The 20,796-nt window shown below is 71.1% G+C and carries 17 protein-coding genes and 1 pseudogene; 6 read left to right on the top strand and 12 right to left on the bottom strand.

Annotated elements, in window-relative coordinates:
• Positions 1 to 21: 21 nt before the first annotated feature.
• On the bottom strand, positions 22 to 1,248 hold the full coding sequence (locus tag LDO11_RS00625) for a murein hydrolase activator EnvC family protein (RefSeq protein ID WP_232139783.1): 1,227 nt from the start codon (positions 1,246 to 1,248) through the stop codon (positions 22 to 24).
• Entirely contained in the window at positions 1,248 to 2,786 is a 1,539-nt protein-coding gene (gene gpmI, locus LDO11_RS00620; RefSeq protein ID WP_232139782.1) for a 2,3-bisphosphoglycerate-independent phosphoglycerate mutase, read from the bottom strand. The genes LDO11_RS00625 and gpmI overlap by 1 nt, the downstream gene beginning before the upstream one ends.
• A 115-nt stretch (positions 2,787 to 2,901) precedes the next feature.
• Between gpmI and LDO11_RS00615 the strand changes: the two genes are divergently transcribed.
• On the top strand, positions 2,902 to 3,642 hold the full coding sequence (locus LDO11_RS00615; RefSeq protein WP_435574569.1) for a DUF4097 family beta strand repeat-containing protein: 741 nt from the start codon (positions 2,902 to 2,904) through the stop codon (positions 3,640 to 3,642).
• Between the two features lie 83 nt (positions 3,643 to 3,725).
• Positions 3,726 to 5,438, top strand: a complete 1,713-nt coding sequence (locus LDO11_RS00610; protein WP_232139781.1) for a M28 family metallopeptidase — start codon at positions 3,726 to 3,728, stop codon at positions 5,436 to 5,438.
• A gap of 431 nt (positions 5,439 to 5,869) precedes the next feature.
• On the opposite strand, the gene tyrS is transcribed toward LDO11_RS00610, so the two are convergent.
• Positions 5,870 to 7,066, bottom strand: a complete 1,197-nt coding sequence (gene tyrS, locus LDO11_RS00605; RefSeq protein ID WP_232140305.1) for a tyrosine--tRNA ligase — start codon at positions 7,064 to 7,066, stop codon at positions 5,870 to 5,872.
• Positions 7,067 to 7,275: 209 nt separating this feature from the next.
• On the opposite strand from tyrS, the gene LDO11_RS00600 reads away from it, so the two are divergent.
• Positions 7,276 to 8,745 carry a M23 family metallopeptidase gene (locus tag LDO11_RS00600; RefSeq protein ID WP_232139780.1) on the top strand — a complete coding sequence of 490 codons (1,470 nt, stop codon included), beginning with the start codon at positions 7,276 to 7,278 and terminating at the stop codon, positions 8,743 to 8,745.
• A 53-nt stretch (positions 8,746 to 8,798) separates the two neighbouring features.
• Complete coding sequence (locus LDO11_RS00595; protein WP_435574568.1) at positions 8,799 to 9,980, top strand: anhydro-N-acetylmuramic acid kinase; 1,182 nt, start codon at positions 8,799 to 8,801, stop codon at positions 9,978 to 9,980.
• A gap of 94 nt (positions 9,981 to 10,074) precedes the next feature.
• Here the strand turns inward: LDO11_RS00595 and LDO11_RS00590 are convergent, their stop codons facing one another.
• The 5 genes from LDO11_RS00590 to LDO11_RS15775 all read right to left on the bottom strand — a co-directional run bounded on the left by LDO11_RS00590 (position 10,075) and on the right by LDO11_RS15775 (position 13,793).
• On the bottom strand, positions 10,075 to 10,344 hold the full coding sequence (locus LDO11_RS00590; protein WP_435574567.1) for a hypothetical protein: 270 nt from the start codon (positions 10,342 to 10,344) through the stop codon (positions 10,075 to 10,077).
• Entirely contained in the window at positions 10,341 to 11,672 is a 1,332-nt protein-coding gene (locus tag LDO11_RS00585) for an AmpG family muropeptide MFS transporter (RefSeq protein WP_232139778.1), read from the bottom strand. The genes LDO11_RS00590 and LDO11_RS00585 overlap by 4 nt, the downstream gene beginning before the upstream one ends.
• Positions 11,669 to 12,469, bottom strand: coding sequence for an exodeoxyribonuclease III (locus LDO11_RS00580; protein ID WP_232139777.1), 801 nt, complete (start codon positions 12,467 to 12,469; stop codon positions 11,669 to 11,671). Before LDO11_RS00580 ends, LDO11_RS00585 begins: the two co-directional genes overlap by 4 nt.
• A 110-nt stretch (positions 12,470 to 12,579) precedes the next feature.
• Positions 12,580 to 12,906: a hypothetical protein gene (locus LDO11_RS15780; protein ID WP_305068837.1), complete on the bottom strand. Its 327-nt coding sequence runs from the start codon at positions 12,904 to 12,906 to the stop codon at positions 12,580 to 12,582.
• A complete protein-coding gene (locus tag LDO11_RS15775) occupies positions 12,903 to 13,793 on the bottom strand; it encodes a cytochrome-c peroxidase (RefSeq protein ID WP_305068836.1) in 891 nt (296 codons plus the stop codon). Before LDO11_RS15775 ends, LDO11_RS15780 begins: the two co-directional genes overlap by 4 nt.
• Before the next feature lie 120 nt (positions 13,794 to 13,913).
• Between LDO11_RS15775 and pyrE the strand changes: the two genes are divergently transcribed.
• Positions 13,914 to 14,573 carry an orotate phosphoribosyltransferase gene (gene pyrE, locus LDO11_RS00570; RefSeq protein WP_129134794.1) on the top strand — a complete coding sequence of 220 codons (660 nt, stop codon included), beginning with the start codon at positions 13,914 to 13,916 and terminating at the stop codon, positions 14,571 to 14,573.
• A 35-nt stretch (positions 14,574 to 14,608) separates the two neighbouring features.
• Positions 14,609 to 15,259, top strand: a complete 651-nt coding sequence (locus tag LDO11_RS00565) for a hypothetical protein (protein WP_129134793.1) — start codon at positions 14,609 to 14,611, stop codon at positions 15,257 to 15,259.
• A gap of 16 nt (positions 15,260 to 15,275) precedes the next feature.
• Here the strand turns inward: LDO11_RS00565 and LDO11_RS00560 are convergent, their stop codons facing one another.
• The 4 genes and pseudogenes from LDO11_RS00560 to coaBC form a co-directional block, all read right to left on the bottom strand.
• The gene (locus LDO11_RS00560) at positions 15,276 to 16,157 is read right to left on the bottom strand and encodes a DNA ligase (RefSeq protein ID WP_232139776.1); all 882 of its coding nucleotides are present in this window, start codon (positions 16,155 to 16,157) and stop codon (positions 15,276 to 15,278) included.
• Between the two features lie 349 nt (positions 16,158 to 16,506).
• Positions 16,507 to 18,825 carry a phosphomannomutase/phosphoglucomutase gene (locus LDO11_RS00555; protein WP_232139775.1) on the bottom strand — a complete coding sequence of 773 codons (2,319 nt, stop codon included), beginning with the start codon at positions 18,823 to 18,825 and terminating at the stop codon, positions 16,507 to 16,509.
• Between the two features lie 163 nt (positions 18,826 to 18,988).
• Positions 18,989 to 19,453: a dUTP diphosphatase gene (dut, locus tag LDO11_RS00550; protein WP_232139774.1), complete on the bottom strand. Its 465-nt coding sequence runs from the start codon at positions 19,451 to 19,453 to the stop codon at positions 18,989 to 18,991.
• 47 nt (positions 19,454 to 19,500) lie between these two features.
• Positions 19,501 to 20,705: pseudogene (gene coaBC / locus LDO11_RS00545) on the bottom strand (bifunctional phosphopantothenoylcysteine decarboxylase/phosphopantothenate--cysteine ligase CoaBC).
• Positions 20,706 to 20,796 lie beyond the last annotated feature (91 nt).

Below are 20,796 nucleotides of genomic sequence, written 5' to 3'. Positions count from 1 at the left end.
GACGCCGCCGCGGTGGCGCGTTCAGCGCCTCTGCAGCCAGGTCGACGGATCGATCGGCTTGCCGTCTCGGCGCAGCTCGAAGTAGAGCGCGGGCTGCCCCTGCCCGCCGGAATTGCCGACGCTGGCGACGGTATCGCCCCGGCCGACACGGTCGCCGACCTGGCGCAGCACCGCATCGTTGTGGGCGTACAGGCTCATGTGGCCATTGCCGTGGTCGACGATGACGATATTGCCGTAGCCGGTCATCCATTCGGCAAACACCACCGTGCCCTCGGCCACCGCTTTCACCGGGGTTCCCGCGGCGGCACCGATCAGCACCCCGGAGCTCGCCCGGCCATCGGGCATGCGTGCACCGAAGCGCGCCAGCAGGGTGCCCGCCACCGGCCAGCCCAGGCCACCGACCTGCACCGGTGCGGTGCGCGCGACCTGTGCCGGCGCGCGGCGCGGCGTCGTGGTCCTGCCCGGCGTCGCGCTGGCTTCGCGTGCGGCCGCCTGCTCGGCGCGACGCCGTTCGGCCGCGGCACGGCGAGCGGCCGCGCGCAGCTGGGTCAGTACCTGCTCGAGTCCACGCGCGTCGCGGCCCAGCGCCTGCTCGCGCTGCCGGCGATCGCCATAGCGCTGTTCGAGCCCGGCCACGGTGTCGGCACGCGCCTTGCGGTCGGCCTCGAGTGCGGCACGTTGCGCACGCTGGGTGGCACGGGTGGCTTCCAGTGCGGCGGTGCGCTCGCCGATCTCGCGCTCCAGGGTGTCGAGACCCGCGAGTTCGCTGCCGAGCGTGCGGATGCGTTCGCCGCGGTCGCGCTGCAGGTGGCGGTGGTAGGCCAGCAGGCGCCCGGACCCGCCGGCGTTGTCCTGCGACAGCAGCAGCTTCAGCGCGGCATGGTCGCCAACCGTGTACGCGGCGCGCAGCAGCGCGGCGAGTTCCTCGCGCTGCGCGCCGAGCCGCTCGCGCAACGCGTCGCGGCGTTCGCCGAGTGCGGCGAGTTCGACCTGTTCGCGTGCCAGTTGCGCCTCGGTTTCCTGCAGCGCGCGGGCGGCAGCGGCGACGCGCTCGTCGGCGGCGCGCAGGGCGCGGGTGGCCTCGCCGCGCTCGCCTTCCAGCTTGCGGCGCTCGCTGGCGACGGCATCGAGCTCGCGCTTGACCTGTTGCAGACGCCGTTCGGTCTCGCGCTGGTTCTGTCCGGCCGCAGGCAACGCCAGCAGCAGCGCGGCGCCGAGGACGATCGCGCAGCGCGCGGCCGCTCGCATCAGCCGTGCAGCAGCAGCGAGGTGCCGGTCATCTCGGCCGGAGGCACGACGCCGAGCATGTCGAGCAGGGTCGGCGCCAGATCGCGCAGCGCACCGCCCTCGCGCAGGCGCACGCCGGAGCGGCCGACGTACACCAGCCCCACGGGGCCCACCGTATGCGCGGTGTGCGGCTCACCCGTTTCCGGATCACGCATCATCTCGACGTTGCCGTGGTCGGCGGTCACCAGCAGTTCGCCGCCGCGCGCGGTCACCGCGGCCACCACCTCGCCGACCGCACGGTCGACGGCCTCCACCGCCTTGATCGCCGCCTGCAGGTCGCCGGTGTGGCCGACCATGTCGGGGTTGGCGAAGTTGCAGATGATGGCGTCGAAGCGCTCGGCCTCGATCGCCTCGACCAGGCGCCGGGTCACCTCGGGCGCGCTCATCTCCGGCTGCAGGTCATAGGTGGCGACCTTCGGGCTCGGCACCAGGATGCGTTCCTCGCCGGCGAACGGCACCTCGCGGCCACCGCTCATGAAGAAGGTCACGTGGGCGTACTTCTCGGTCTCGGCGATGCGCAGCTGGGTCAGCCCGTGCGCGGCCAGCACTTCACCGAGGGTATTGCGCAGGTCGTCGGGCGCGAATGCCACCGGCGCCGGCAGCGTGGCGTCGTAATTCGTCAGGCAGACATACCGTGCCAGTGCCGGCCGCCGTGCCTGGAAGCCGTCGAAGCCCGGCTGCACGAAGGCGGCGCTCAACTGGCGCGCACGGTCGGCGCGGAAGTTCATGAACACCACGGCGTCGCCATCGGCCATCGGCGCGGCGCCGTCGAGCACCACCGGCTGCACGAACTCGTCGTTCTCGTCACGGGCGTAGGCCGCGGCCAGTGCCGACTGCGCATCGGTGGCGGTGAGGCCCTGCGCCTCGACGACCACGTCCCAGGCGCGGCGTACGCGTTCCCAGCGGTTGTCGCGGTCCATCGCGAAGTAGCGGCCGCACAGGCTGTGGATGTGCGCATTGCCCACGCGTGCGCATTCGGCCTGCAGGCGCTCGAGGCTGGGCTGCGCCGAACGCGGTGGCATGTCGCGGCCATCGAGGAAGGCATGCACCGCGACCTGTGCCACCCCGCGGCGCGCGGCAAGGTCCAGCATCGCGTACAGATGGCGCTCGTGCGCATGCACGCCGCCCGGCGACACCAGGCCCATCAGGTGCAGGGTGCCGCCGGACGCGCGCACCGCATCGCATGCAGCAAGCAGTTCGGCGTTGTCGAAGAAACTGCCGTCCTCGATCGCGGCGTCGATGCGGGTGAGTTCCTGGTACACCACGCGGCCGGCGCCGATGTTCATGTGGCCGACCTCGGAATTGCCCATCTGCCCGTCCGGCAGGCCGACATGGCGGCCTTCGGTATGCACCAGCGTGCGCGGGCCGGCGTCCCACAGCCGCCGCCAGTTGGGGATATCGGCGAGCGCGATGGCGTTGTCGCGGGGATCCTCGCGGTAACCCCAACCATCGAGGATCAGCAGGACGGCGGGTTTGGCGCGGTGGGAGGCAATGGACACGACGTTCGGCCCTGTGACTTCGGACAGGTGCGATTGTAGCCGCGCCCGCGCATGCTGACGGCGTGGCGGCGCCCCGCGCGCCACCGCGTCCATCCGACGTCGAGGGAACCCACGCATGAACCGCAACCGCTTCCGTACCCGTTCCGCCGTCGCCCTGGCGATCGCCGCCGCGCTGTGCGCGCCCGTGGCCATGGCGCAGGACAACCTCAGCAAGGTCAACGGCGGCATCTCGGTCGAAGCCGACCGCCATGTCGGCGACATCGACACCGTCAATGGCGGCATCCGTATTGGCGACGGCGCGCGCGCCGGCGATGTGGAGACCGTCAACGGCGGGATCCGACTCGGCAGCCGCGTCACCGCCGGTGACCTGGAGACGGTCAACGGTGGCATCACCTTCGGCGACAACGTCGCCATCGACAGCCTGACCACGGTCAACGGCGGGATCCGCGGCGGCCGCGACACCCGCGTCGCCGGCAAGGTGGAAACCGTGAGCGGCAGCATCTTCCTCGACCGCGGCAGCGAGGTCGGCGACGATGTCGAGACCGTCAACGGCGGCATCGGCCTGGTCGCCACCCGCGTCGGCGGTGATGTGGAGACCATCAACGGCGACGTCACCATCGGCGCCGATTCGCACGTGCGTGGCGGCCTGCACGTGCGCAAGCCGTCGTCGTCGTGGTTCCCGATCAACATCAACCAGCGCAAGCCGCGCATCGTCATCGGCCCCGGCGCGGTGGTCGACGGCGAGATGGTGTTCGAACGCGCGGTCACCCTGTACGTGCACGAGAGCGCGCGCACCGGCGCGATCAGCGGTGCCGAAGCGCAGGCCTACAGCGGCGACCGCCCGCCGCGCGACTGACCCGCGGTAGCCCGGGCGCCCGCCGCAGTGGCCGCGGGCGCCGGGTGGCCTAGAATCGGCGGTTCCCGTACCGGAGACACCGCATGCACAGACCCCTCCTGATCGGCACGCTGGCCGCAGCGCTCGCGCTGGCCGGCTGCAACCGCGACGCAGCGTCCCCGGAGGCGAACGGGCAGCCCGCGCCGGCGCAGGGCAGCACCGACGCCGCCGCCCATGCGTTCTCCGCCGACATCACCACGGCCGATTTCGCCGAACTCACCCGCACCCTCGCCTCCGACGAGTTCGAAGGCCGCGCCCCCGGTTCGGCGGGCGGTGAGAAGACCGTCGAGTACATCCGCGCGCAGTACGAGCGCATCGGGCTCGAGCCCGGCGGCGCCGACGGCAGCTGGTACCAGACGGTGCCGATGATCGAGACCACCGCCGATACCACCACCACGCTGCGCATCGACGGCCCGCAGGGCGAGCGCACGCTGGCCTTCGGCGACGAGATGGTGATCGGCACCCGCACCGGCCAGCCCCAGGTGAGCGTGGCCGACAGCGAGCTGGTGTTCGTCGGCTACGGCGTGGACGCACCGGAGCAGAACTGGAACGACTACGCCGGCCTCGACGTCGAGGGCAAGACGGTGGTCATGCTGGTCAACGACCCCGGCTTCCACGCGAAGGACGCGGAGCTGTTCGAAGGCGACCGCATGACCTACTACGGGCGCTGGACGTACAAGTTCGAGGAGGCCGCGCGCAAGGGCGCCAGCGCCGCGCTGATCATCCACGACACCCCCGGCGCGTCGTACGGCTGGGACGTGGTGAAGAACTCCTGGTCGGGCGCGCAGTTCGACCTGCGTGCCGAGGACGATCCGGAACCGCGCCTGCCGGCACAGGGCTGGATCACCGGTGACGTCGCGCGCGAGCTGTTCGAGGCCGCGGGCCTCGACCTCGACGCGCAGATCGCCGCCGCCAACCGCCGGGGCTTCCGCCCGGTGCCGCTGAAGGCGTCGGTGTCGTTCGACCTCGCCAGCACCATCTCCGAGAAGTCCTCGCGCAACGTGATCGGCGTGCTGCCCGGCAGCGAGCGGCCCGACGAGGCGGTGATCTACATGGGTCACTGGGACCATCTCGGCGCGCACGAGGGCGAGGACGGCGAACAGGTGATCTACAACGGTGCCGTCGACAACGCCACCGGCATCGCCGGCATCATCGAGATCGCCGAGCGCTTCGCCACCACGCAGCCGGCGCCGAAGCGCTCGGTCGCGTTCCTGGCGGTCACGCTGGAGGAATCCGGCCTGCTCGGCTCGAAGTACTACGTCGCCCACCCGAGCTTCGAGCTGTCGAAGATCGCCGCGGTGATCAATCTCGACGCGATGAGCGTGGCCGGGCCGTCGCGTGACTTCGTGGTCACCGGCATGGGCAACTCGGAGCTGGAGGACCTGCTCAAGGTCGAGGCCGAGCGCCAGGGTCGCGTGCTCGCCGAAGAGGGAAACCCGGCGGGTGGCTTCTACTTCCGCTCCGACCACTTCAACTTCGCCAAGGCCGGCGTGCCGGCGCTGTACGCCAAGGGTGGCGGTGACCTCGTCGACGGCGGCACCGCCGGCGGCGAGGCGGCAGCCAAGGATTACGCCAGCCGCTACCACCAGCCCGGCGACGTGTTCCTCGAGGAGTGGAACCTCGAAGGCGTGGTGCAGGACCTCGAAGCGCTGTACGGCGTCGGCCGCGTGCTGGTCGACGACACCACCCGCTGGCCGAACTGGTACGAGGGCAATCCCTTCAAGGCCAACCGCGACGCGATGATGTCGGCGCAGTAACCGGCTGACACCGCGACACAAAGGACGGCGCCTTCGGGCGCCGTTTCTTTTTTTGGTTCTCTCCTGATTGAGGGAGTTCCATCCGGGCGCGGAGCCTCACGCCGGGGAGCCGGGAGCCAAGCCAGAGTCGGAGCATTGAGTCGGGTGGCGGCGCGGGCAGCCCACCGCGGCCCCAGGGGATGCCCAGCCGGCCGGAGTCCGCGTCCAGCTACCACGGCCGTCGCCGGCCCTCCATGGCCGGCTCTGGACATCCCCTGGGGCCGCGGCGGGCTCCAACCTGTGGCCGCGTCCGGGACGAGATCAACGGCAAACGGACGACGGGTGGCTTTCGACGCAAGCTCCTCCGTCTCGGGTCTCCGCACGCATATCCGTAGCTTCGCGAGCGACGGTCCACCGCCACCGCGACGGCGCTTCGCAGCGCCACGAACCGCTCAGCCGACCAGCCGCACCCGCGCGAAATTGCGCTTGCCGACCTGCAGCACGCCTTCGAAGCCGGGCGCGAACACCAGCCCCGCGTCGTCTACGACCGTCCCGTCCACCTTGACCGCGCGCTCCCTGAGCTTGCGGTTGGCCTCGGAATTCGACGGCGTGATGCCCGCGGCGGTCAGCAGCGCCGCGATACGCAGGCCTTCGGCCGGCACCTGGACCTCCTGCAGCGGCAGCAGCGAGGTATCGCCCTGCCCGGTCACCGCGGCGTGCCACCCGGCGATCGCGGTCTCGGCCGCGGCCGCATCGTGGAAACGCGTCGCCAGCTCACGCGCCAGACGCAGCTTGATGTCGCGCGGATTGAGCCCCGCGGCAACGTCCGCGCGCAGCGCCTGCGCCTCGGCAATGCCGATCTCGAAGCTCAGCAGCTCGATCCACTTCCACATCAGCGCGTCGCCGATCCTCATCGTCTTGTTGACGATGTCGATCGCCGGCTCGGTGATGCCGATGTAATTGCCCAGCGACTTCGACATCTTGTTGATGCCGTCGAGGCCTTCCAGCAGCGGCATCGTCAGCACCACCTGCGGTTTCTGCCCGTGGTGCTCCTGCAGGCCGCGGCCCATCAGCAGGTTGAAGGTCTGGTCGGTGCCACCGAGCTCGACGTCGGCTTCGAGGGCCACCGAGTCGTAACCCTGCACCAGCGGATACAGGAACTCGTGGATCGCGATCGGCTGCTGTGCAGCGTGGCGCCTGGCGAAATCGTCGCGCTCGAGCATGCGCGCGACGGTGAGCTGGCCGGCGAGCCGCACCATGTCGGCGGCGGACATCTTCCCGAACCACTCCGAGTTGAAACGCACCTCGGTGCGCTCGCGGTCGAGCACCCTGAACACCTGCGCCTCGTAGGTGCGCGCGTTCTCCAGCACGTCCTCGCGCGACAGCGGCTTGCGGGTGGCGTTCTTGCCCGACGGGTCGCCGATCATCCCGGTGAAGTCGCCGATCAGGAAGATCGCGGTGTGGCCGAGATCCTGGAACTGGCGCAGCTTGTTCAGCAGCACCGTGTGCCCAAGGTGCAGGTCCGGCGCCGTCGGGTCGAAGCCCGCCTTCACGCGCAGCGGGCGACCGGCCTGCAGCCGCGCCATCAGTTCATCGGGCTTGAGAAGCTCCTCGCTGCCGCGGGCGATCTGGTCATAGGCGGCCTGGATGGCGGGGTCGGCAACGGTCACGGCGATTCCTGGAAAGCCCGCCGGCACGCGCCCGCGGCTGAATGTGATGGAGTTCTGAAAACGGTGTTAAGACCCTGTTAGCACTGGCAATTCCCGAAATTCCCAGTGGTGTCAGGCATTTGACGCACCGTGTTGAGGTCTTTACTTTACCGCGCTGACGCGGAATTCACGCAGCCACGGGATAGCAGATGACGACCAACGACCCGGCGTTCGACCCCGAACGCAACCGACTCGTCCGTCTGGCCAACCGCCGCGCCCTCGCGCTGAGGGCAGGCCAGCTTTCCGAGCAGATTCCACAACTGCTCGACCGCAACAGTTTCAACGGGCGCTGGACGCGCCGCCACTGGGGCCAGGCAAGCATCTTCGCCAGCCTCGGCGCGCTGGTCATCGCCATGGTGCCCGGCTTCTCCAATGCGCTGCAGGCCGGTGACGGCGCGCAGCCCGCGCTCACCACCATGGCCCTCACGCTGCCCCCGCTGCAGGCGCCCGCGCGCGCCGTGGTGCAGCGCAGCTGGCAGACCGTGGCGGTGCAGCCGGGCGAGACGCTTGGCGCGATCTTCGAAGCACAGGGCATTCCCGCCACCACCCTGCACCGCATCCTCGAGACCGACGCCGTGCGCGGCGCGCTGACCCGCCTGCGTCCGGGCACCGAACTCGGCTTCGACATCGACGAATCCGGCGCATTGCGCGGATTCCGCTTCGACCGCGGCACCACCGAGCGCGTGCAGCTGTCGCTGGCCGGCGACGAGGTCAAGGCGAGCGTTATCGAGCGCCCGGTCGAGCGCCACGCCACCGTGGTCACCGGCGAGATCACCAATTCCCTGTACGGCTCGGCGCGCCAGGCCGGGCTGTCGCCCAAGGTCATCAATACGATGACCGACAGCATCTTCCAGTACGACATCGACTTCTCGCGCGAGATCCAGCCCGGCGACCGCTACAGCGTGGTGATCGAGGAGCTGTGGCGCGAGGGCGAGAAGATCGGCAGTGGCGACGTGATCGCCGCCACCTTCACCACCGGCGGCAAGACCTATTCCGGTTTCCGCTACGAGCGCGACGGCAAGGCCGAGTACTTCACCGCCGACGGCCGCCCGCTGAAGAAGAGCTTCCTGCGCACGCCGGTCGAGTTCTCGCGCCTGAGTTCCAACTTCGGTGCGCGCCGGCATCCGGTGCTGGGCACCATGCGCATGCACAAGGGCGTCGACTACGCCGCGCGCACCGGCACCCCGATCATGGCCGCCGGCGATGCCCGCGTGCAGTTCAAGGGCTGGCAGCGCGGCTACGGCAACGTGGTGATCCTCGACCACGGCCGCGGCTACACCACGCTGTATGCGCACATGTCGAAGTTCGGCAACGTCCGCCAGGGCGATCGCGTGCCGCAGGGCCGGGTGATCGGCTATGTCGGCGCCACCGGCCTGGCGACCGGGCCGCACCTGCACTACGAATTCCGCGTCAACGGCACGCACCGCAACCCGCTCAGCCAGACCATGCCGCCGCCGGAGCCGCTCAAGGGTGCCGAGCTGGCCGCCTTCCGCGCCGCAGTCGCACCGGCGCTGGCACGCATCGAGCAGGTCGAGGCGGTGCACTACGCGCAGCAGGCTGCCGCCGACAATGGCGCACGCGTGGCCTCCACGACCACCCCGGCCGGCAACGCCGGCTGATCGGACGGGCCGGCATCCGCCGGCCACGCCGTCCCGGCCGCCTGCGCGGCCCCGTGTCCCGCCCGATGCCGCCTTCCGCGCCCGCTGTGTTCCTCGGCCTGATGTCGGGCACCAGCGCCGATGGCATCGATGCCGCGCTGGTGCGCTTTTCCGATGTCGATGACCGCCAGCCACGGCTGCACGCCGAACTGCTGTTCGGCCGCACCTATGCCTGGGACCCGGTATTGCGCAGCCATCTGGTCGAGCTCGGCCAGCACGACGTGCCGCTCGGTCTCGACGACATCGGCGAGCTCGATACCCGGATCGCCACCGCACTGGCCGATGCCGCGCTGCAGGCGCTGGCCGACAGCGGCCTGCGTGCGGCTGGGATCGCCGCGATCGGCTCGCATGGCCAGACCCTGCGCCACCGGCCGCAGGGCCGCGCACTCGACGGCCGCGATCGCTTCACCCTGCAGTTGGGCGACCCGGGCCTGATCGCCGAGCGCACCGGGATCACCACGGTCGCCGACTTCCGACGCCGCGACGTCGCCGCCGGCGGCCAGGGCGCACCACTGCTGCCGGCCCTGCACGCGGCGCTGCTGCAGCATCCACGCGAGCCGCGTGCGGTGCTCAATCTCGGCGGCATCGCCAACCTCACCCTGCTGCCGGCGACGGAGACGCCCGACGGTGTGCGCGGCTTCGACACCGGCCCGGCCAACGGCCTGCTGGATGCCTGGTGCCAGCGCCACCGCGGACAGCCCTACGACCGTGACGGCCGCTTCGCCGCCTCGGGACAGGTCGATCAGGCGCTGCTGGAGCGGCTGCGCGATGATCCGTGGTTCGCGCTGGCGCCGCCGAAGTCCTCGGGGCGCGACCAGTTCCACCTCGGCTGGGTCGACAGCCGGCTGGCCGGGCACGAATCACCCGCCGACGTCCAGGCCACCCTGCTGGCGCTGACCGTCGCCACCGTGGTCGATGCACTGCGTGCCAACAGTGCCGCCACCGCGCGCGTCATCGCCTGCGGCGGCGGCGTGCACAACCCGGTGCTGATGCAGGCCCTGGCCGCGGCGTTGCCGTGCGCGCTGGAGTCCAGCGCCGTCCACGGGCTGGATCCGGATTTCGTCGAGGCGATGGGGTTCGCATGGCTGGCGCGGCAGACCGTGCGCGGGCTGCCCGGCAACCTGCCCTCGGTGACCGGCGCCGCCGGGCCGCGGGTGCTGGGCGGGATCTACCCGGCCACGCCCGGAGCCGCCTGAGGCGAGGCCGTATTCGCACGCTCCGCCGCGCGTTGCCGCGGTGGATCGTCGGTTCGCCCTGCCCGCCGCCGCGCCTGCGGGGTCGCTCCCGCGATCAGCGGCCGCCGCTGTCGATCCGCCCGATCAGCGCATAGCCGGGATCGTCGGGCACCGACTGCAGGGCGGCCAGCGCCTCCTGCAGCACGTCGACCTCCTCGGTGTCGAAGCCGGGGGTCTCGCCCTCGTAGGCATGCAGGCCCTGCTCGAGCAGGTACAGCAGCGCGTCCGACAGCGCCCAGCCGCGCGCCTCGGCGAGGCGGCGGATCCGCCGCGCGAGGAATTCGTCGACATCGCGCAGCACGATGTCCATGCCAGCCACGTTCATCCCCCTGTTCCCCCCATGGCACCGGGCTCCCTGACCGGATCGCGGATACGCTGCCACAGCCAGCCGAGCAGCAGCAAGGTCGGCACCACGGTCAGCGCGCTGAGGATGAAGAAGGTGGCGTAGGACGTGGCCTCCACCAGGAACCCGGACACGCCACCGGCGAACTTGCCCGGCAGGTTGGCCAGCGACACCAGCAGCGCGTACTGGGTGGCGGTGAAGTTGCGGTCGGTCAACGACGACATGAAGGCCACCAGCACGGTGCCGGCGAAACCCTGGAACAGGTTGTCGGCACTGATGGCGAGGTAGAACGCCCAGATCTGCCCCGGGTTGTAGGCCATCAGCAGGAAGGCGAGGTTGGACAGCGCCACCCCCACCGCGGCCACGAACAGCATCCGCCGGAAGCCGAACGCGGCCACACACACGCCGCCGACGAAGGCGCCGACGATCCCGGTCCAGATGCCGTAGAGCTTGGACACGGTGGCGATATCGGCCTTGCTGTAGCCGGAGTCGAGGTAGAACGGCCCGGCCATCACCCCGATCACCTGGTCGGGGAACTTGAACAGGCCGACGAAGGCCAGCAGCGCCAGCCCCAGCAGCAGGCCGTTGCTGGAGAAGAAGCTGGTGAACGGCTGCCAGAACGCGCCGATGAAATCGATCCGTCGCACCACCGTGGCCTCGGGCACCGCCGGCTCGCGGGCAATGAGCGTGGTCAGCACCGGCACCAGCATCAGCGCGGCCATCCACAGGTAGGCATTGGTCCAGCCCTGGAATTCGGCCAGGTACAGCGCACCGGCGCCACCGACGATCAGGCCGATGCGGTAGCCCAGCGTATAGGTGGCGGCGAGCGCGCCCTGTGCGGCGGCCGGCGCGATCTCGATGCGGTAGGCATCGACCACCGAATCCTGGGTGGCACCTGCGAACGAGCCGACCAGCACCCACATCACCAGCGTGGTCACGCCCATCTCCGGTCGCGACAGCGCCAGCGCGCCCAGGCTTGCCGCCACCAGCAGCTGCGAGAACAGCAGCCACGAGCGCCGCCGGCCGAGGAAGGCAGTGAGCGGGAACGCGTAGCGGTCGATCAGTGGCGCCCACAGGAACTTCAGCAGGTAGAAGAAGCTCGCCAGGCTGATCAGGCCGATGCTGCCGAGATCCAGCCCGACATCGCGCAGGCGGGTGGACAGCGTCATCGACGCGATCAGCAGGAACGGCAGGCCGGAGCCGAAGCCGAACACCAGCATGGTGATCGCCGATGGCGTACCGAACGCGCGGCGGATGCCGGCCCAGCCCTTGTAGGACGCCGGCGCGGCGGCGTCGCCGGCCTGGCTCATGCGCGGTAGTCCACGGTATAGGGCGCATGGTCGGAGAAGCGCGGCTCACGCAGCACGGAGCAAGCGGACAGGCGCTCGCGCAGCGATGGCGTGCAGAACTGGTAGTCGATGCGCCAGCCGACGTTGTTGGCGCGCGCCGCGCCGCGGTTGCTCCACCAGGTGTATTCCACCTCGTCGGGCCTGAGCGCGCGGAACGTGTCCACCCAGCCATGCGCCGGCTGCGGCGAGCCGTCGCCGCAGGCATCGGCGACCAGGCCGTTGAGCCACGCGCGCTCCGGCGGCGTGCAGCCGGAATTCTTCTGGTTGCCGGTCCAGTTCCTGATGTCATTGCGCGCACGCACGATGTTCCAGTCGCCGCACAGCACGTAGTCGCGGCCGCTGGCGAGCCACTCGTCGAGGATGGGCTTCAGCCATTCCATCACCTCGAACTTGAAGCCCTGGCGCAGCTCGCCGGACGACCCGGACGGGATATAGAACGACACCACGCTGAGGTTGCCGAAGCGCGCCTCGAGATAGCGGCCCTCGTCGTCGAACGGGGCCCAGCCCAGCGACGCGCGCAGTTCGTCGGGCTCGCGGCGGCTGTAGATCGCCACACCGCTGTAGCCCTTCCTGGTCTGCGCATCGCGGAAGGCGACGTGGTAGCCCGGCGGACGGAACGCATCACCTGCGAGCTGGTGCTCCTGCGCCTTGGTTTCCTGCACGCAGAGGATGTCGGCATCCTGCAGGGCGAACCAGTCGAAGAACCCCTTGCTGGCCGCGGAACGGATGCCGTTGGCGTTGAAGCTGATGATGCGCATGGTGCTGCCGGTGCTGGAAGACGGACGCGGCGGGCACTGGCCCGCCGCGGGTCTGAAGGTTAGCGCACCGCCACCGGCCATGCCCCGGCAGCGGCACGTCCCGGTGCGCGTTACCGGGTGGGTCGCGGGGTGACGGGCGTGCTGGGCGGCAGGATCGGGTACTCCACCGTCGGCTGGCGACCGGTCAGCGTGCGCAGGAACGCGGCGATCGCGCTGGCTTCCTCGTCGTTGAGTTCCCGCCCCAGCTGCGCGGTGCCCATGATCGCCACCGCCTGCTCGAGGTCCCACACCTGGCCGGAGTGGAAGTACGGCGCGGTCAGCTCGACGTTGCGCAGCGGCGCGGCGCGGAACACGTATTCGTCGCTGGCGGTGGCGGTGACCTCGAAGCGGCCCTTGTCCCCCGGCGGCAGGATGTCGGCGCCCGGACGCTCGATCACGCCGAACGGGAAATACGTCTGGCGCCGAAATTGCGCCCGTTGTGGCAGGAGGCGCAGCCGCTCGCCATGAACAGCTCCAGCCCACGGCGTTCGGTCCCGTCCATCGCGCCGTCGTCGCCCAGCACCCAGCGGTCGAAGCGCGAATCCGGCGTCACCAGGGTGGCCTCGAACGCCTCCAGCGCCAGCGCCATGTTGTCGAAGCTCACCGGGTTGGCCTGGCCCGGGAACGCCTGGCCGAAGCGCTCGACGTATCCGGGGATGCTCTCCAGGGTCTCGACCACCAGCTCCGGCGTGCTGTTCATTTCCACGCTGGCCTGCACCGGGCCCTTGGCCTGTTCGGCGAGGTCGGCGGCGCGCCCGTCCCAGAACTGCGCCGCGTTGAACACCGCGTTGAACACCGTGGGCGAGTTGCGCGGGCCCTGCTGCCAGCCGTGGCCGATGGAGACCGGCACGTTGTCGGCACCGCCGGTGCCGATGCTGTGGCAGGTGTTGCAGGTGAGCAGCTGGCTGCGCGACAGGCGCGGCTCGAAGAACAGCATGTGGCCGAGGTCGACCTGCGCCTGCGACAGCGGCTGCCCGCGCAGTTCCTCCACGCGCTCCGGAATGGTGCCGAACAGCGCCGCGGCGGTGGTGCGCAGGCGGTCGCCGTCGCCTGCGGCGGCGGCATCGGCCGGGTCGGGTGCATCGGCGGTCGGTGCGGTCCCGGGCACGCCCTCGAGGGCAACCTGCCCGCCGGCGGCCGGGGTCGCCTGCGCCGTCGCGGTCTCCGCCGTGGCGCCCGCGCCGCTGTCTGCCGGTGCGGCGCGATCACCGTCGCTCTGGCTGCAGGCCACCGCCACCAGCAGGGTCGCCGCGATCGCCAGTCCAGTCCGGGTCGGATGCTGCATGTCGCTCCTCCATGTCGGGTCACCCCCGACCTTAGGTCACCTGCTGTCCTCGTCGCGTTGATCCCGGTGAACGCGGTGCGGCTTGTTACCATTGCGACCCCGCGGCCGCCCTGCACCTCCATGCCCGACCATCGCACCCGGTTCCTGCAGCTGGCGCTCCAGGCCGAGGCCCTGGGCTTCGGCGAGTTCACCCTCAAATCCGGCCGCACCAGCCCCTATTTCTTCAACGCAGGCCGGTTCGATTCCGGCGCGGCGCTGGCCGGGCTGGCCGGTTGCTACGCCGATGCCATCGACGCGGCGGGCCTCGATTTCGACCTGCTGTTCGGCCCGGCCTACAAGGGCATCCCGCTGGCGACCGCACTGGCCTGTGAATACGCCGGCCGCGGCCGTGACCTGCCGGTGGCCTTCAACCGCAAGGAAGCCAAGGCGCATGGCGAGGGCGGCACGCTGATCGGTGCACCGCTGGCGGGCCGGCGGGTGCTGATCGTCGACGACGTGATCACCGCCGGCACCGCGATCCGCGAGGCACTCGGGCTGATCGCCGACGCCGGCGGCACCGTGGCCGGCATCGTGATCGCGCTCGACCGCCAGGAAGTGGTCGACGTGCATGCCACGCCGCGCCGTTCCGCGGCGCAAGCGGTGGCGGACGCGCACGGCGTGCCGGTGGTCGCGGTGGCGACGCTCGACGATCTGCTTGCGTTCGCCACCCGAAGCACGACACTCTCGTTCGAACACGCGCGGCTGGTCGATTACCGCGCGCGCTACGGCAGCCAGCAATGAGCGCCGGCGGACCGACCGGGGGGACGGAAGCAGTCATGGCAACGAAGACGATCATCACCGCGGCGCTGTGGGCGACCGCCCTGCTTGCCTGCCTGCCGGTCACCGCGCAGAAGGCCGGCGGCGACACCCGCCGGGTGTACTGCTGGGAAGAGAGTGGCCGCAAGATCTGCGGTGATGCGCTGCCGGCCTCGGCGGTGGATGCCCCGCGTACCGAATTCAACGCACGCACCGGCCTGGCGCGCGAGCAGCTGGGGCGGGCACTGTCGTCGGCGGAACGCGCCGCCGCCGCCGAGGCCGCACGGCAGGCCGCGCAGGCCGCGGAAGCCGACACCGCACGCCAGCGCCGGGACCTTGCGATGGTGGAGTCCTACGCGGCCGAATCCGACCTCGAGCGTGCCTACGGCGAGCGCATCACCCTGGTCGAGGAATCGGTGAAGACCTCGCAGATGGGCGTGGCCAACCTGCGCGCCAGCCTGCTCAGCCTGCTGCGCCAGGCCGCCGACCTCGAGCTGCAGCAGCAGCCGGTGCGCAAGCCGCTGGCCGACAACATCCTTGCCCAGCATGCCGACCTGCTGCGCCAGCAGGCGATCCTCCAGCAGCAGCTGGCCGAGCGCAGCACCCTCGACCGCGACCTGCAGGACGCGCTGGCGCGCTACCGCGAACTGAAGCGCCTGCAGGCCGACTGAGGCCGGGCAGCGCGCGTCACGGGTCGGCGGGCGGCAGTTCGTCGCGTACACGCAGGAAGCGGGCGAAGCGCGGCAGGCCGCGCGTGGTCAGCCCGGAATGGCGGAAGGTCACCCAGCTGCCGATCGCCGGCGGCGCATCGCGCTGGGCGTCGGTGAGGCCGCTGCCCAACCGCAGCCGACGACCATCCGGCAGTTCCACCAGCAACGCACCCAGCCTGCCGGCATGCCGTCCCTGACCGGGCAGGTGCGCGATCACCCGCGCCTCGGCATCCTCATGCGGCTTGTACTTCAGCAGCAGTTCGCTGCGGCCACTGCGGTAGCGCGAATCGCGATGGTGCAGCATCAGGCCCTCGCCGCCGGCGGCGAGCACCGCATGGAAGTGCGCATCCAGCGCCGCGCGGTCCGCGAAGCGCCGCTGGCGCACCGGGCGCAGCCAGTCGATGCCGGCGGCGCCGAGCAGCCGCCGCATGCGGGCGATGCGCGCCTCGAAGCCCACCTCCTCGCCGGGCAGGTCGAACACCAGCAAGCGCACCGCGTGCCAGGCGGGGTCATCGCTGCCGTTGCTTGAACGCACCAGCGCGCTCACCTCGTCGAAGCGGTTGCGGCCGATCCACAGCTCGCCGTCCATCGCCTGCGTGGGCCAGCCGCGGGTGAACCACGCCGGCGGGCGGATGCGCATGCCACCACGCGTCCACAGCGCACTGCCGTCCCAGCGCGCGCGCACGCCATCGAGTTTCTCGCTGACCCAGTACGCGCCGATGTCGTCGACGCTGTCGGCGTAGCTGGTGGCCAGCATCGGTGGCGCATCGCCCGGCGGTACCGCCAGTGCGGTGCTGCACGCGGACACGCCGCACAGCAGCGCGATCCGCAGCCAGTGGTTGACGACCGTCCTGTCCATGTCACGGCATCCGGTGCCCCTCCCTGGGCGACAGGTCGAGCTTCGCGCGACATGTCATCCAGCGCCATCGGAGAAATCCGCGGTCGCGCGTCGGGTTTTGACGTGCTGGGCGCTGTAGCAAGGACGCGAGCGGGGGCGCCTGCCGCTCATTCCGCCGGGTCGGCGCCCGATATCGCCCTGGTCGGCGAAAACACCCGGCAGCGCCTGGACAGGGCGCGGTGAACTGCAGGAAAAATCAGGGCTCCCGGGATCGACGCGGACCGTTGCCGACTCTCCATCGCAACGCGGCGGCCCGCAGGCCGCCGCATCGCATCATTCCCGGCTGCACCGGCCGGAGCCGGACTGCTGGTCAGAACTCCAGCGGAAGCGCCGGATCCACCGCCAGCAGCTGCTCGCGGAAGGTCTGCTGGATGCGCTTCAACGCGGCCTCGTTGTCGGCGTCGAAGCGCAGCACCAGCACCGGGGTGGTGTTGGAGGCACGCACCAGGCCCCAGCCGTCGGCCCAGTCGGCGCGCACGCCGTCGATGGTCGACAGGCGCGCGCCGTCCAGCGTGGCGGCGGCCTGGAAGCGCTCGACGAAGGCATGCGGATCGCCACCGGGTGCCTGCACCTTGATCTCCGGCGTGGACACGCCGGCCGGCAGCGCGTGCAGCACCGCGGTGGGCGTCTCCGCCTGCGCGGCGAGGATCTCCAGCAGGCGCGCGGCGGCATAGATGCCGTCGTCGAAGCCGTACCAGCGCTCGGCGAAGAAGAAGTGGCCGCTCATCTCGCCGGCAAGCTCGGCCTCGGTTTCGCGCATCTTGGCCTTGATCAGCGAGTGGCCGGTCTTCCACATCAGCGGGCTGCCGCCATGGCGCAGGATGTGGCCGGGCAGCTTTCCGGTCGATTTGACGTCGAAGATGATCACCGCGCCCGGGTTGCGTTCCAGCACGTCGGCGGCGAACAGCATCAGCATGCGGTCGGGGAAGATGTTCTCGCCGTCGCGGGTGACCACGCCGAGGCGGTCGCCGTCGCCGTCGAAGGCGATGCCGAGGTCCGCATCCAGCCGCTTGACCATGCTCACCAGGTCCTCGAGGTTGTGCGGCTCGCTCGGGTCCGGATGGTGGTTGGGGAACGTGCCGTCGATCTCGCAGTACAGCGGCACCACTTCGGCACCGATCGCTTCCAGCACGCGCGGACCGATCTCGCCGGCCACGCCGTTGCCGGCATCCACGACCACCTTGAGCGGGCGCTCGACCTGCACGTCGGAGGCGATGCGCTCGACATAGGCGTCGGCGATGTCCTGCTGGCTCAACCCGCCGGGCGCCGGTGCGGTGTAGAGGCGGTCCTCGGCGATGCGCGCGTAGAGGTCGACGATGGCGTCGCCCGACAGCGTCTCGCCGCCGACCACGATCTTGAAGCCGTTGTAGTCCGGCGGGTTGTGGCTGCCGGTCAGCGAGATGCAGCAGCCCGTACGCAGGTGGTAGGCGCCGAAGTAGGCCACCGGCGTCGGCACCATGCCGATGTCGATGACGTTGCGACCGGCGCGCCGCAGGCCTTCGGTCAGCCCGGCCAGCAGGTCGGGGCCGGACAGGCGGCCATCGCGGCCGATCACGATGTCGGCGAGGTCCTGCTCGCGCATCAGCGAACCGATGGCTTGGCCGATCAGCTCGGCAATCCCGGCATCGAGGGTCTCGCCGACCACGCCACGGATGTCGTAGGCGCGGAAGATGCTGCGATCGATGCGGGCCGCTTGGGGTTTGGACACGTCCTTGACCTCGGATTTCTGGGGGGATTCGGCGTCGCCCGGGGCGAGGGCGACGGCTTCGAGCAGGGTGGGCGCGCCATCCTCGCCGGCCACCGCATCACGTGCGAGGCCGGGCAGCACGCGCCAGGCGACGTAGGCGAGCAGCAGCAGCACCAGCGCGACGACGAACGCCGGCATTCCGGCCAGGCCGAACGGCGCGGCAACGCCATACGGGAGGCCGGCCGCGACCCGCAGGCCACTGCCGGCCACCGGCGTGCCCAGTCGCTCGGCGGCGCCGGCATGCTCGGCGCTGCCGCGTTCAAGCAGGGTGACGCTGCCCTGCCGCAGCGCCAGGTACATGCGCCCCTCGTCGATGACCGCGCTGTCGAACCCGGCACGGATGCGCGCCAGCGGCAGCCGCGCCACCGCCACGCCGGCCAGTGCGCCGCCGGCATCCTTGATCGGCGCCGCGACCGCCAGGCGTTCGCTGCCGTCCTCGCGGATGACCAGCGACAGCGCGCGGTCCTCGCTCATCGCCGCCTCCAGCACCGCGGCGCGGCCGAAGCCGTTCCGGGTCAGATCGGCGTAGACGCTCTGCAGGGCCGGCGGATACACCGCGGCCTCTTCCAGCATCGGCCAGTCACGCGCAAGCGCGGCAGCCGCGGCCTCGACCTCGCCACGCAGCAGCGGGCCGCGCACGTCGGCCGATTCCAGCCGCTCGCGCAGGCGCTCCTGTTCGGCCTGCAGGGCCTGCGCGACCGAGAGCGAGACCAGGTCGCGCGCCTGCTCCAGCGCGGCGCGGCGGTTGCCGTCCTGCACATGCCGCCAGCCGCCCCAGGCGATCCACAGCGCCAGCGCCGCCAGCGCGATCGCCACCAGCGGCAGGAACGGTCGCGCGCGCGCCAGCAGCAGGCGGGCCTTGTGCGGTTGGGTGTCGCTCATCCTTTGGTTCCCCAGGGCAGCCGGATCAGGACGCGTCGTGGCGACGCCCCCTGCGCCGCCACCGCGTCCAGATGTCTACGCAACATGCGTGCCATGCACCGGCGCACGGCGCATAACGTACCGCCGATCCGCGCCATGCGCGACATCGGCAACGTGCGCGGCATCAACGCACACCGGTATGCCCGAAGCCGCCACTGCCGCGCGCGCTCGCCGTGAAGCCATCCACCAGCTCGAGATCCGCACGCACCACCGGCAGCAGCACCAGCTGCGCAATGCGGTCGCCGACGGCGATCGTGTAGGCCTCGCGCCCACGGTTGAAGACGCTGATCATCAGCGGCCCCTGGTAGTCGGCGTCGATGAGCCCGGTGCCGTTGCCCAGCACGATGCCGTGCCGATGCCCGAGGCCCGAGCGCGGCAGCACCACCGCGCACAGGCAGGGATCGGCGATATGGATCGCCAGCCCGCTGGGCACCAGCGCCGCATCGCCGGGCGCAAGCTCGAGCGGTGCATCGAGCGCGGCGCGCAGGTCGAGCCCGGCGCTGCCGGCGGTGGCATAGGCGGGCAGCGGCCATTCGTCGCCGTAACGCGGATCGAGGCGCTGGACCTGCAGGACATGGATTGCGGACACCGGTGGCTCCGTGGCAGGGCCGCACCCGGAGCGGGGCGGCAGTGGGATCAGCTGGCGAACACCAGGTCGAGCAGTTGCTCGGCGATAACGGTCTTCGGCGCCGGCCCCAGCGACTGTTCGCCATCGGGCCAGTACACGGTGAGCGCGTTGTCCTCGCTCTCGAAACCGCTGCCCGGCTGGCCGACGCGGTTGGCAGCGATGACGTCCAGGCGCTTGCGCACCAGCTTGTCGCGCGCGTAGCCGGCCAGGTCGCCGGTCTCGGCGGCGAAGCCGACCAGCCGGCGTGGCCGCAGCGCGTGCGCGCCCAGATCGGCGAGGATGTCGGCGGTGCGCACGCATTCGACCAGCAGGGTGTCGCCGTTCTTCTTGAGCTTGTCGGCGGCCACCACGCGCGGGGTGTAGTCCGCGACGGCGGCAGCGGCGATATAGGCATCGGCCGGCATCGCGGCGAACACCGCCGCGTGCATCTGCGCGGCGGAGCGCACGTCGATGCGCTGCACGCCCGGCGGGGTGTCGAGATGCACGGGGCCCGCGACCAGCACCACGTCGGCGCCGCGGCGCGCGGCCGCAGCGGCCACCGCGAAGCCCATCCGCCCGCTGCTGCGGTTGCCGAGGAAGCGCACCGGGTCGATGTCCTCGTAGGTCGGGCCCGCGCTCACCACCATGCGCAGGCCGGCAAGCGCTCTGCTCATCCGGCCAGCTCGCGCACGATCCATTCCGGTTCGCGCAGGCGCCCGGGGCCGGATTCGCCCTCGGCCAGCGGACCGTCGTCGGGGCCGATCACCTGCACGCCGCGCGCACGCAATGTCTCCACGTTGGCCTGGGTGGCCGGGTGCCGCCACATGCGGTGGTTCATCGCCGGGGCGATCGCCACCCGCGCCTCGGTGGCGAGGTACAGGGTGCTGACCAGGTCGTTGGCGAAGCCGTGCGCGAGGCGCGCGATGAGGTCGGCGGTGGCCGGCGCCACCACCACCCGGTCGGCCCACGCGGCGAGCTCCAGGTGTCCCATCGCGGCTTCGGCCGCCGCATCCCACAGCGAGGTGCGCACCGGCTCGCCGGAAACGGCCTGGAAGGTCGCGGTGCCGACGAACTGCTGCGCGTGCTCGGTCATCGCCACCCGCACCACGGCGCCGGCGTCGCGCAGGCGGCGCACCAGTTCGGCGGCCTTGTACGCGGCGATCCCGCCACCCACGCACACCAGCACGCGCTGGCCGGCAAGCAGGCCGTCGAGCGGCGGAGGTGACTGGCTCATGGGTGGGAAAAATCCGACACGGACGCGGGCCCACAGCTTACCCGAAGGCAGGGCCGCGCCCGGCTGCGCTGGCTGCCGCCGCGCGCTGCAA

Origin of the sequence: Alterluteimonas muca (genome assembly GCF_021191595.1) — a bacterium.
Classification (GTDB): domain Bacteria; phylum Pseudomonadota; class Gammaproteobacteria; order Xanthomonadales; family Xanthomonadaceae; genus Luteimonas; species Luteimonas muca.
This window is presented reverse-complemented; position numbering and strand designations above follow the sequence as displayed.